9 protein-coding genes are annotated in these 11,528 nt (G+C 66.9%); 3 read left to right on the top strand and 6 right to left on the bottom strand.

Annotated features, from left to right (window positions below; genetic code table 11):
* Nucleotides 1–41: 41 nt before the first annotated feature.
* Nucleotides 42–869, top strand: coding sequence for an IclR family transcriptional regulator (locus tag KZ686_RS00245; RefSeq protein ID WP_150083345.1), 828 nt, complete (start codon nt 42–44; stop codon nt 867–869).
* 33 nt (nt 870–902) lie between these two features.
* On the opposite strand, the gene KZ686_RS00240 is transcribed toward KZ686_RS00245, so the two are convergent.
* From KZ686_RS00240 to KZ686_RS00230, 3 genes are all read right to left on the bottom strand, one after another.
* Nucleotides 903–4,049: an efflux RND transporter permease subunit gene (locus KZ686_RS00240; RefSeq protein WP_265632791.1), complete on the bottom strand. Its 3,147-nt coding sequence runs from the start codon at nt 4,047–4,049 to the stop codon at nt 903–905.
* Nucleotides 4,046–5,149, bottom strand: a complete 1,104-nt coding sequence (locus KZ686_RS00235; RefSeq protein ID WP_265632790.1) for an efflux RND transporter periplasmic adaptor subunit — start codon at nt 5,147–5,149, stop codon at nt 4,046–4,048. Before KZ686_RS00235 ends, KZ686_RS00240 begins: the two co-directional genes overlap by 4 nt.
* Before the next feature lie 77 nt (nt 5,150–5,226).
* Entirely contained in the window at nt 5,227–5,844 is a 618-nt protein-coding gene (locus KZ686_RS00230) for a TetR/AcrR family transcriptional regulator (protein WP_149316752.1), read from the bottom strand.
* Between the two features lie 90 nt (nt 5,845–5,934).
* Here KZ686_RS00230 and KZ686_RS00225 point away from each other — a divergent pair, with 90 nt between their 5' ends.
* Together KZ686_RS00225 and KZ686_RS00220 are read left to right on the top strand one after the other, a co-directional pair.
* Nucleotides 5,935–7,395 carry an efflux transporter outer membrane subunit gene (locus tag KZ686_RS00225; protein ID WP_265632789.1) on the top strand — a complete coding sequence of 487 codons (1,461 nt, stop codon included), beginning with the start codon at nt 5,935–5,937 and terminating at the stop codon, nt 7,393–7,395.
* A gap of 182 nt (nt 7,396–7,577) precedes the next feature.
* Complete coding sequence (locus tag KZ686_RS00220) at nt 7,578–8,174, top strand: alpha-ketoglutarate-dependent dioxygenase AlkB (RefSeq protein ID WP_265632788.1); 597 nt, start codon at nt 7,578–7,580, stop codon at nt 8,172–8,174.
* Nucleotides 8,175–8,216: 42 nt separating this feature from the next.
* Here the strand turns inward: KZ686_RS00220 and denD are convergent, their stop codons facing one another.
* The 3 genes from denD to KZ686_RS00205 form a co-directional block, all read right to left on the bottom strand.
* On the bottom strand, nt 8,217–9,188 hold the full coding sequence (denD, locus tag KZ686_RS00215) for a D-erythronate dehydrogenase (RefSeq protein WP_149316754.1): 972 nt from the start codon (nt 9,186–9,188) through the stop codon (nt 8,217–8,219).
* 116 nt (nt 9,189–9,304) lie between these two features.
* Nucleotides 9,305–10,087, bottom strand: a complete 783-nt coding sequence (gene otnI / locus KZ686_RS00210) for a 2-oxo-tetronate isomerase (protein ID WP_265632787.1) — start codon at nt 10,085–10,087, stop codon at nt 9,305–9,307.
* A 54-nt stretch (nt 10,088–10,141) separates the two neighbouring features.
* Nucleotides 10,142–11,464, bottom strand: coding sequence for an MFS transporter (locus tag KZ686_RS00205; RefSeq protein WP_149316756.1), 1,323 nt, complete (start codon nt 11,462–11,464; stop codon nt 10,142–10,144).
* Nucleotides 11,465–11,528: the final 64 nt, after the last annotated feature.

Here is an 11,528-nt window from a genome sequence, read left to right as displayed (position 1 = left end):
ATGGCGCGGTCCCCTCCTGCATGCGAACGAGCCGATCCGCCATGGAGCACGCTCCTGCCGAATACACTGTCGGCATGGAACGGATCAAGCCAGGCCAGGGCAAGGCAACACCCAATCGCTCGCTCGAACGCGGCATCGCCGTGCTGCGCGCGTTCCGCGCCGGCTCCTCGATGCTGGGCAACGGCGAGATCGCCGAGCGAACCGGCCTGTCCCGATCGACCGTCAGCCGCCTGACGCAATCGCTGATCGAGACCGGCATGCTCGAATACGTCCCGCGCTTGCGCGCCTATCGGCTCGGCGTGTCGGTGCTCAGCATGGCCCACGCCATGCGCGACGGCTCGCAGATCCTCAAGGTCGCGACGCCGGTGATGGTGGAGGCCGCGGTGCGGCACAAGATCAATGTCGGCCTGGCCGCCGCCGACGGCGACGAGATGGTCTATCTCGAGTCGTTCCGCTACAACCGGCGGCAGTCGTTGCGAACGGTCGTCAGCGGGCAGCGCATCCCGATGGCATTGACCTCGCTGGGACGGGCCTACCTCGCGACGCTCGCCCCCGACGCGTTCCAGGCGATGTTGCTGGCGATGGCAGAAAAACACCGGGGCCGCGGCTGGAGCCGCCTGTGCCGCGAAATCGAGGCGGCCGTCGTTTCGGTGCGCGAGAAGGGCTACTGCGTGGCGTCATGGCAGCCGCAGGTGGTTGCCATGGCGACGCCGCTGCAGATCAGTGGCTACGGAGTCCATGTCCTGAACGTCAGCGTATCGACGCAACAGGATATGGAGACCGTCGAGGCCGACCTGGCCGGGCCATTGATGGCGCTGTCCGCGACGATACAGGCGCGGATGCGCCGGCTCGAGAGCGAGATGGCCTGAGGTCTGCCACACCCGGCTTTCGGCCGGACGCGGCTAGCCCCCTGTGACCGGCTCCCGCTCCTGCCAGTGCTCCCGCGTCGGCCGATTCGCGTCGCCGGCGTCGCGATCGAGGGGAGGGCGATCCGTGGCGGGACGGATCCTGAACCAGATGGAGTACATGGCCGGCAGGAACACCAGGGTCAGCACCGTCCCCGCGAACGTGCCGCCGATCAGCGTGTAGGCGAGCGTTCCCCAGAACACCGAATGCGTCAGCGGAATGAACGCCAGGATCGCCGCCAGGGCCGTCAATATCACCGGCCGCGCACGCTGCACGGTGGCCTCGACGACGGCGTGGTACGGACTGAGTCCCTGTTGCTCGTTATGGTGGATCTGCCCGATCAGGATCAGCGTATTGCGCATCAGGATGCCGGATAGCGCGATCAGGCCGACCAGCGCATTGATGCCGAACGGCTCCCGGAACAGCAGCAGGGTCGGCACGACGCCGATCAGGCCGAGCGGACTCGTGGCGAACACCATCACCATCGCTGCAATCGAGCGCACTTGCAGGATGATGACGAGCAGCGTCAGCGCGATCATGATCGGGAACAGCGGCAGCATCGCCACCGTCGCCTTGCCGGATTCCTCGATCGAGCCCGCCTGTTCGATCCGATAGCCGGCGGGGAGCGCATCGACGATCGGCTGCAGCTCCTTCATGACGGCGCTCGATACGTCCGGCGGTTGCAACTCTTCGGCGATGTCGCCTCGCACGGTGATGGTCGGCGTGCGATCGCGGCGCCGCAGGATGGGGTCCTCCATGCGGACGGAAACGGTTCCTGCCTGCGACAGCGGAATGCGCTGGCCGGCCGCTCCTTCCAGCGTGAAGCCGGCGATCTTCGACGGATCGAGCCGGATATCGCCGGCCGCGCGGCCCACCACCTGTACCGATCGAATGTCCTCGCGGACCTCGGTAAGCGGCACCCCGCTCAGCAGGAACTGCAGCTGCAGGGCCACCGAGCTCGAAGTCAGCCCGATGGCCTGCAGACGATCCTGGTCAAGCGTGAAGCGCAAGGTGGGAACACGCGGACCCCAATCCGTATTGACCGTACGCATCATCGGATTGGCATGCATGACCGACTCGACGCGCGCGGCGATCGTGCGCAGCTTGTCCGGGTCCGGGCCCACGACACGGAACGCCACGGGAAACGGCGAATAGGGACCGAATACGAGCTGGGTCACGCGCACGCGTGCCTCGGCGGCCAGCCCATCGGCGACCGCCCGGCGCAGCCTGGCTTTGAGGGCTTCCCGTTCCTGCTGGTTGCCGGTCAGCACCACGATCTTGGCGAATGACGGATCGGGCAGTTCCGGCGCCATGGCCAGGTAGAAGCGGGGAGCGCCCTGGCCGATGTAGGACGTCACGACCTTCGCCTCGCTCTGCTTCGCCAGCCAGGCTTCGACCTTCGCCGTCGCGGCGGCGGTTTGCTCGATCGCGGTGCCATAGGGCATCTGCACTTCGACAAGCACCTCGGGCCGGTCGGACGTCGGAAAGAACTGCTTCTTGACCAGCCCCATGCCGAGGATCGCCACCACGAATGCCGCGACGACGGTGCCGGCCACCAGCCATTTGCGGGCGATGACGTGCCGCAGCACCGCGCGCAGGCGTTGGTAGTGGCGAGTGTTGTAGATGGCATCGTGCCCCCCTTCGATCTTCCGGATGTCCGGCAGCATCCTGACCCCCAGATAGGGCGTGAATGCCACCGCGACGACCCACGATGCGATCAGCGCAATGCCGACGATCCAGAACATGTTGCTGGTGTATTCGCCCGCCGTGGAACGCGCGAAGCCGTTGGGCATGAAGCCGATGGCGGTGACCAGCGTGCCGGACAGCATCGGCGCCGCCGTGTGGCTCCAGGCGTAGGCCGAGGCGGCGAGACGGCTATAGCCTTCCTCCATCTTCACCACCATCATTTCGATGGCAATGATGGCGTCGTCGACCAGCAGCCCAAGTGCGAGGATCAGCGAGCCGAGCGTGATACGGTCGAAGTTCTTGCCGGTGGCGACCATGATGACGAACACGGCCGCCAACGTCAGCGGCACCGCGGCCGCGACGACGAGACCGACGCGCCAGCCCATGCTGAGGAAGCAGACCACCATCACGACGAGCAGGGCGGCGAAAAACTTGGCCATGAACTCGTTGACCGCCGAGCTGATATTGACCGACTGATCCGTGACCTTGGTCAGGGTCATTCCCAGCGGCAGCGCCGCGTTGATTTTGGTGGTTTCCGCCTCGAGCGCCTTGCCCAGGTCGAGCCCGTTCCAGCCATCGCGCATGACGATGCCCAGCAGCAATGCCGGTTCGCCGTTGTTGCGGACCAGGAAGGTGGCGGGGTCTTCGTAGCCGCGCTCGACGGTCGCCACATCCGACAGCTTCAGCGTTCGGCCCTGCGCGGTGATCGGGGTCTGGCGGATTGTCTCCAGCTTGTCGAACGCGCCATCGACGCGGATGAAGACCTGCGGCCCCCGGGTTTCGATGGAACCGGCAGGGGTCAGCACGTTCTGCGCGCTGAGCGCCGCGAAGATGCCCTGCGGCGTGACGCCCAGCGTGGCGAGGCGGTCGTGGGAGAAGGAGACGAAGATGCGTTCGGGCTGCTCGCCGATGATGTTGACCTTCTTCACCCCCGGCACGTGCAGCAGTTGCTGACGCAGCGCTTCCGCCTCGCGCGCCAGCAGCCGCTGCGGCTCGCCTTTGGCCTTGAGCGCCAGCAGTGCAAAGGTGACGTCCGCATACTCGTCGTTGATCATGGGTCCGATGACACCGGCGGGCAACCTCTTCGCCTCGTCGCCGAGTTTCTTGCGGGCCTGATAGAACTCCTCCTGGACCTCCGAAGGCGGCGTCCTGTCGAGCAGCGACACCATGGTGAAGGCCAGTCCGGGGCGCGTGTAGGTCTCGGTGCGGTCATACCACCGCAGCTCCTGCATGCGCTTCTCCAGCGGTTCGGCGACCTGGTCCTGCATTTCCTGCGCTGTCGCGCCCGGCCATGCGGTGACGATGGTCATCTGCTTGACCGTGAACGGCGGGTCTTCCGCGCGGCCGAGCTGGAAGAACGCGAGAATGCCCGCGGCGGAGATCAGGACGATCAGGAACAGCGTGATGGAGCGCTCGCGCACTGCCAGCGCCGAAAGATTGAAACGCCCCTCGGTCATCGACGTTCTCCGGCGGTCGTCGCTTCGCCATCGCCGACAGGCCTGACGGTCTCGCCCTCACGCAGCAGATGGGCCCCCAGCGATACGATCCGGTCCCCGAGCTTGAGATTGCCCGACACCTGGGCCATGTCGTCGGTCAAGGCGAGCACCTTGACGGAGCGCCAGACCGCCTTCGCCGGGCTTCCTTCGATGGCCCAGACGCCCGGCCCCTTGCCAGGATCGAACAATGCGCCGACCGGTACCAGCAACGACGGGGTGGCATTCGTGCCGTCCGGAATCTCGACGGTGACGGTGGCACCGAGCGGCGCCTGGGCCAGCGCGCCTTCGAGCACGTAGCGGGCCTCGAAGGTACGGCTGACCCGATCGGCCGCACTGGATATCTGCCGCAACTTCGCCGGCACGGCGGCCTCTCCGTTTCCGTACAGCCTGGCCTGCGCGACTGACCCCACGGCCGGCCGCAGCGTCTCGGGCAGATGCACGACGGCTTCGCGTTGTCCTGCCCGCGCCAGGCGCACCACCGGCTGGCCGGCGCTGACGACCTGACCTGGCTCGACCAGCGTCTCCACCACGACGCCATCCGCATCGGCAAGCAGCACGGCGTAGCTCGACGCATTCTGCGCGACGTCCGCCTGCGCCTCGGCGGCATTGAGTTGCGCGCGGGCCGAATCGGCCGCGGCCTTGATCTGATCGTATGCGGACGCCGACACAGCGCCTTCGGCGACCAGATCGCGGTAGCGCGCTTCGTCGTCCGCCGTTTGCCTGGCGCGCGCCCGCGCCGCGGCGACCGCCTCGCGCTGCGCCCGCGCCTGCAATCCCAGGTCCAGCGGGTCCATGCGCATCAGCGGCTGGCCGCGCCTGACGGTCTGCCCGGTATCGACGAGGCGCTCCAGCACCTTGCCGGAGACGCGAAAGCCAAGGTCGCTCTGCACCCGGGCGGCCACGATCCCCGTGAACGACCGCGACGGGGCGGATGCGGATTGCACCGTTCCCACCCTGACCAGCGGGGCCTCCGTGCGCGGATCGGAGGCAGAGGTGTCGCCGCATGCCGCGAGCGCGAGCGGCAACAGGCAGATGGCAAAGGGGGCAAGGCGCCGGAGCATGGGAATCCTTCCTGACGGAGTTGAATCCCCATTTTTATTCGTGTGACCAATTTAGTCAATGGTCACAGGGGGAAAACTTACGGTGCCAGGCTGCGCAATATCAGGCTGGACAGGTGCCGTGTGGCTTCGGCGGCATTGTCGAGGTTGTGCTGCAGCAGCAGCGGATTGATGTACGGCCGCATCACCAGGAAGATCGCGTTGGCCGCCTCGTCCAGCGGAGTCTTGCGCTCGAACTCGCCGGACTCGCGGCCATCGCGCAGGATCTGCAGCACCAGGTTCCTGAGGTGGTCCTCGTAGGCGCGAACCGACGGCCAGGACTCGCTGGCCGAGGTCGCGGCGATGTCGTAGAGCTTGCGGTCGTTGAAAAAGAGGTGGCTGCCGGCCTCGACCAGCGCGCCGAACATGCGGCGCAGCCGCTCCGACGCGGAGGAGACGTCGGCAACGGCTTCGTCGACGGCCGCCATGATCGCGCTCAGGCGGTTGGAGCAGATGACCTCGCCGATCGCCTGCTTGGAGTCGAAGAACTTGTAGATGTAGGCCTTGGAAAAGCCGATGGCCTTCGCCAGGTCGGAGACGGTCGTCTTCTCATAGCCGTAAAGGCCGAAGTATTCGGTCGCCGCTTCGACGATCTGGTGTCGGACATCATGGTCCGACGGCCCTCGAAGCTGGGGCGCGGGAGAACGTGTCTTGGTCATTCCATCAGATTACCCCGTGCGGTAAGGGTTGACAACGAGTGACCGATTTGTATTATAGTCACTCGCATCCGCCCACCCGAGGTTCCGCCCATGCCTTCCCGCCGTCCCCTCGTTCTGCTGCTGTGCGCCGGCGTGATGGCTGGCTGCGCGGTGGGTCCCGACTACCGCCGGCCCGACCCGCCCATTGCCAGCCATTACATCGGGCAGGCGGCCGTCAAACAGGAGCGGGGCATGCCTGCCGCCGAGCTCGCGACCTGGTGGCAGTCGTTTGGAGATCCACTGTTGCCGCGCTTCGTGTCGTTGGCGCTGGAACAGAACCTGGACCTCGCGCAGGCGCAGGCGCGCGTCACGCAGGCGCGCGCCGGACTCAAGGCTGCCAACGCGGCCTTGCTGCCGTCAGGCGTGGTGAGCGGCTCGGCCGCCCGTGCGCATCAGTCGATAGAAACGCCGCTGGGGCAGGTCCTCAATGCCACGCCCGGATACGACAGATGGGGAAGTGCTTACGAAGTGGGCGTGGGAGCGAGCTGGGAGGTGGACGTGTTCGGTGGGCTGCGACGCGGCCGCGAAGCCGCGCTGGCCGACTATCAAGCGACGCAGGCCAGTGCCGTGGCGGCCCGGCTGGCGGTGGCCGCGCAGACGGCGGACATCTACATCGCCATCCGGGGCTTGCAGTCGCGTCTGGACATCGCCCGGCGGCAAGTCGGCACGCAGCAAGACCTGCTGGCGAAAGTCGGGTTGCTGTACGCGAAGGGACTGGCCGCCGAGTATCAAGTGCGACAGACCGAAGGGGCGCTGGCGCGCGTCCAGGCCACCGTTCCCGTCCTGCAGACGGGCCTCGATGCGGCGATGAACGCGCTGGACGTGATGTTGGGTGTCCCGCCCGGCACCCATCGCGCCGAACTCGAAGCCGCGGCACCGATTCCCGCGACGCCGCGGATCGCCGAGATGGGAACGCCCGCCGAGCTGCTTCAGCGCCGGCCCGACCTGATCGTCGCCGAACGCCGGCTCGCCGCGGCCAATGCCCGTATCGGCGAAGCGATGGCCGAGTATTACCCGAAGTTCTCGCTGAGCGGTCTTCTGGGAAGCGCCACGGCGATTTCCAGCGGCAATCTGCTGACCGGTGGCGCAAGCCAGGCGTCCGGTGTGCTCGGGCTGCGGTGGCGCCTGTTCGATTTCGGCCGCATCGATGCGCAGATCGATCTCGCGAAGGGGCGGGATGCCGAGGCCTTGGCCGCCTATCGCCAGTCCGTGCTGCGGGCCACCGAGGATGTGGAAAACGCCTTCTCGGCACTGGTCAATCGCCAGGAGCAAGCCGCCGTACTGACGCAAGGGGAGGCCTCGCTCTCCCGTGCCAGAAGATCGTCGTTCGCGGCCTACCAGCAGGGGGCCGCGAGCCTGATCGACGTGCTGCACGCCGACGAATCGCTTCTGCAGGCGGCGGATGCCCGGGCACAGGCACAGACGGAATCGGCGCGAGCGGCGGTCGCCGCATTCAAGGCGCTCGGTGGCGGCTGGCAGCCCTTGCCGCCCGAAGCGCTGGCGATTCGTTGATACGTGAGCAGGCCAATCGCGTTTGCTGCAGGGTGCTTTGCGACGGCGTCGTCGGCGTAGACTGGGCAGGTGCAGGCGGCACCTTCGGGTCCTCCCGCCACACGGTGGATTGCCAGTCGGCTTTCCTGCCGCCCGGCAAACCGGGCCCCGCGGAAGGCGCCGTGAAAGCCAGAAGGAACGCGATGGAACAGTTCAGCTTGTTCGAGGGCGACGCCGCGCCGGCCTCGATTCCGGGGCTCGTCTACCAGCCCGAATTCCTGTCCCTCGATGAAGAGGCGTCCCTCATCGGCATCATCCGGACGCTCCCGCTCGAAGCCGCAAGGTACAAGGGCTACCTGGCGCTGCGCCGCGTGGTGAGCTTCGGCGGCAGTTACGACTTTGACAGCAATCAATTGCGGCCGGCACAAGCCCTGGATGAGCGGCTGCTGCCGCTGCGCGAGCGCGTGGCGCAATGGGCCGGCGTGCCGCCGGAGCGGCTCGTGCATGCCCTGGTGGCCGAGTACGCCGCAGGTACGCCGCTGGGCTGGCACCGCGATGTGCCGGACTTCGAGCGCGTTTTTGGCGTCTCGCTAGGCGGCGCCGCGCGGCTGCGCTTTCGGCCCTATCCCTACAGCCCGTCGCTGCGGCGTCAGATCCTGGCGCTCGAAGTGCAACCCAGGTCGATCTATCGGCTGGAAGGCGACGCCCGTTGGCGGTGGCAGCACAGCGTCGAGCCGACGCGGGAATTGCGCTGGTCGATCACGTTTCGGGAGCGGCGGAACGCGGCGCGTTCGCCCTAGCGCAACTTCGGCGTAGGGCAACTCGCCTTGTCGCAACCCGTCTTAGCGCAACTCATCCTCGATATAGGCCCGCACGACATCGACGAAGCTCGCGTCGCCGCGCAGCCCCAGTTGCTCGGCGCGCGTCGTGTCCCAGCGGCCCGGCCAGCTGCCGACGATCTGCTGCACGCGGCTGTCGGGCTCGCGGCGGATGCGGTTGGCGGCCTCGTCGCCGGCGACCTCCCGCAGGGCGTCGATCATTTCGTCCACGGTCACGGAAACGCCCGGCAGATTGACGATGCGCCGGTTGCCCAGGCGTTCGCCGGGCAGCTCGCTGCCGGCGATCAGCGCCTCGATGGCGCGGCGCGGCGACAGCAGCCACAGGCGCGTGTCGCCCGGCACCGGGCAGATTGCCTCCTCGCCGTTCAGCGGTTCACGAATGATGCCGCTGGCAAACGACGAGGCGGCGGCATTGGGCCGCCCGGGACGCACGCTGATGGTTGGCAGCCGCAGCACGACGCCGTCGACAAAGCCGCGCCGGCTGTAATCGGCCAGCATCAATTCTGCGATCGCCTTTTGCGTGCCATAGGACGATTGCGGATTGAGCGCGGTATCGTCGCGCACCACCTCGGGCAGCGTGCCGCCGTAGACGGCCACCGAGCTGGTGAACACGACGCGCGGCCGATGGCCCCTCGCCCGGCACACTTCCAGCAGCGTGCGCGAGGCGTCGAGATTGATGCGCATACCGAGATCAAAATCGGCCTCGGCCTGGCCGCTGACAATGGCGGCCAGATGGAACACCACGGCGGTCTCGCGGTCGATCGCGCGTTCGAGCAGGGCGGCATCGGCGATATCGCCGACCAGCGTGGTGACGCGCTTGTCGGCGAAATCGTTGCCTTGCACGACATCGACCAGCACCAGTTCCGTGATGGGGGCTGGCTTGCCGTCGGGGCCGTTCAGTTCGCCGCGCGACAGCAGCTGTTTGGCCAGACGCTGGCCCAGGAATCCGGCGCCGCCGGTGATCAGCACTTTCATGATCGGTTGCCTTGTTGAAATCGCGATGAATGGGGCAGCGCCGGACGAATGCGCCACTGCCCTGGATTGCCTCGGTGGCCTCGGTTGCCCTCGGTTGCCCTCGATTGCCGAAGGGGCTACCGCTGCAGCCACGCGCGCAGCCAGCCAAGCCCGTCGGTGGTACCCGCCCTGGGGCGATATTCGCAGCCGATCCAGCCCCGATAGCCGAGCGCGTCGATCGTCTCGAACAGATAGGGATAATTCAGTTCGCCGATATCCGGCTCGTGCCGCTCCGGCACGCCGGCGATCTGGATATGCCCGATGCCGGCGATGTCGCGCCGCAGCTTGGTGGCCACATCGCCTTCGACGATCTGGCAGTGGTAGCAGTCGAACTGCACCTTCAGGTTGGACGCGCCGATCTCGCGGCAGATCGCTTGCGCGTCGTCCTGGCGATTCAGGAAGAAGCCGGGAATGTCGCGCGTGTTGATCGGCTCGATCAGCACCGTGATGCCGTCGCCTTGCGCCGCGCGAGCCGCGTACTCGAGGTTGCGCAGATAGACGGCGCGCTGCTGCTCGCGCGGCACGCCTGGCGCGGCAAGGCCCGCCATCACGTGCAGCTTGTCGTTGCCGAGCACGCGCGCGTAGTCGAGGGCCGTATCGATGCTGCGCCGGAATTCGTCCTCCCGTCCCGGCAGCGAAGCGATGCCGCGTTCGCCGGCAGCCCAGTCGCCGGGCGGCGCATTGAACAGCGCCTGCTGCAGGCCATTCGCGTCGAGCCGGGACTTCAGTTCGCCCGCCGGAAAGTCGTACGGGAACAGGTATTCGACGGCGCGGAAGCCATCGTTCGCGGCCGCGGCGAAGCGGTCCAGGAACGCGTGCTCGTTGTACATCATCGAAAGATTGGCGGCAAAGCGTGGCATGGCAGCAAGTCGTGATGGGTTGGGAGAAGGCGGCGCAAGCGCGCCGCGTCCATATTAGCGGTTGACCAGCCTGGCCGGCGTCAGCCACACGGCGACGGCGCCAAGCACCAGCATGCCGGCCAGCACATACATGCCGCTGGCCGTGCTGTTGGTGGCGTCGCGCAGATAGCCGATCAGATAGGGGCTGGCAAAGCCGGCCAGATTGCCGATCGAATTGATGATGGCGATGCCGGCCGCTGCGGCGCTGCCGGCGAGGAACGCGGTCGGCAGCGACCAGAACAGCGGGGCGCAGGTCAGCACGCCGGCGGCGGCCACCGACAGCGCCACGATGGACAGCGTCGTGTTGCCCGCCGCGGAAGCGGCGACGGTGAAGCCGATGGTGCCCATCAGCGCCGGTACGATCAGATGCCAGCGCCGCTCCCGGCGCTTGTCCGCGCTGTGGCCGAACAGGTTCATCGCCACGATGGCCACCACGAACGGGATCGCGCTGAGCAGCCCGATTTCCAGCGTGCCCTTGATGCCCGTCGATTTGACGAAGGTCGGCATCCAGAAGGTCAGGCCGTACTGCCCGGACACGAAGGCGAAGTAGATCAGCGACATCCACCACATGCGCGGGTCGCGAAATACCGCGCGCAGCGAATGCGCGTTCTTCTGCTGCTCCTGCGGCTGCGCGGCGATCTCGTCGGCCAGCAGCTGCTTCTCGCGCTCGGTCAGCCATTTGGCGCTGCGGATGTTGTTGTCCAGATAGAGGATCGTCGCGATGCCGATCAGCACCGCGGGGATGGCCTCCAGCACGAACATCCACTGCCAGCCGTGGAAGCCGGCGCCGCCGTGGAAGCTCTCCATGATCCAGCCGGACAACGGATTGCCGAAGATGCCCGATACCGGAATCGCCGACATGAATACCGCGATGATCTTGGCGCGGCGGTGCGATGGAAACCAGTAGGTGAGGTAAAGGATCACGCCGGGATAGAAACCCGCCTCCGCCAGCCCCAGCAGGAAGCGCAGCACGTAGAACTGCGTCGGCGTCGTGACGAAGGCGAACATGGCCGACAGGATGCCCCAGGTGATCATGATGCGGGCAATCCAGATGCGGGCGCCGAGCCGGTGCATCAGCATGTTGCTCGGCAGCTCGAACAGGAAGTAGCCGAGGAAGAAGATGCCGGCGCCCAGGCCGAACACCGTCTCGCTGAACGCCAGATCCTGCGACATCTGCAGCTTGGCGAAGCCGACGTTGACGCGGTCCAGATAGGCCACCACGTAGCACAGCATCAGGAAGGGCACGATGCGCCAGAACACCTTGCGGTAGGTCAGGTCGAGTTCGGCTTTGCCGGGTGCGTCGACGTAGGCGGCCGCTGCCGCGTCGTAGGCTGTCATGGATTGTCTCCTTTGGATGGTGTCGGGCCGGCTGTCGCGCCGGCTCCGGTGTGCGTGACGAAAG

The organism is Cupriavidus cauae, from assembly GCF_026210475.1.
Lineage (GTDB): Bacteria > Pseudomonadota > Gammaproteobacteria > Burkholderiales > Burkholderiaceae > Cupriavidus > Cupriavidus cauae.
The sequence above is the reverse complement of the archived record's forward strand: the minus strand, read 5'-3'. Positions and strand labels throughout refer to the sequence as shown.

Excerpts from the sequence above, each read along its gene's own strand:
- KZ686_RS00245 (WP_150083345.1), top strand. The coding sequence starts at position 42 with ATGGAGCACGCTCCTGCCGAATACACTGTCGGCATGGAACGGATCAAG.
- KZ686_RS00240 (WP_265632791.1), bottom strand. The coding sequence starts at position 4,049 with ATGACCGAGGGGCGTTTCAATCTTTCGGCGCTGGCAGTGCGCGAGCGC.
- KZ686_RS00235 (WP_265632790.1), bottom strand. The coding sequence starts at position 5,149 with ATGCTCCGGCGCCTTGCCCCCTTTGCCATCTGCCTGTTGCCGCTCGCG.
- KZ686_RS00230 (WP_149316752.1), bottom strand. The coding sequence starts at position 5,844 with ATGACCAAGACACGTTCTCCCGCGCCCCAGCTTCGAGGGCCGTCGGAC.
- KZ686_RS00225 (WP_265632789.1), top strand. The coding sequence starts at position 5,935 with ATGCCTTCCCGCCGTCCCCTCGTTCTGCTGCTGTGCGCCGGCGTGATG.
- KZ686_RS00220 (WP_265632788.1), top strand. The coding sequence starts at position 7,578 with ATGGAACAGTTCAGCTTGTTCGAGGGCGACGCCGCGCCGGCCTCGATT.
- denD (WP_149316754.1), bottom strand. The coding sequence starts at position 9,188 with ATGAAAGTGCTGATCACCGGCGGCGCCGGATTCCTGGGCCAGCGTCTG.
- otnI (WP_265632787.1), bottom strand. The coding sequence starts at position 10,087 with ATGCCACGCTTTGCCGCCAATCTTTCGATGATGTACAACGAGCACGCG.
- KZ686_RS00205 (WP_149316756.1), bottom strand. The coding sequence starts at position 11,464 with ATGACAGCCTACGACGCGGCAGCGGCCGCCTACGTCGACGCACCCGGC.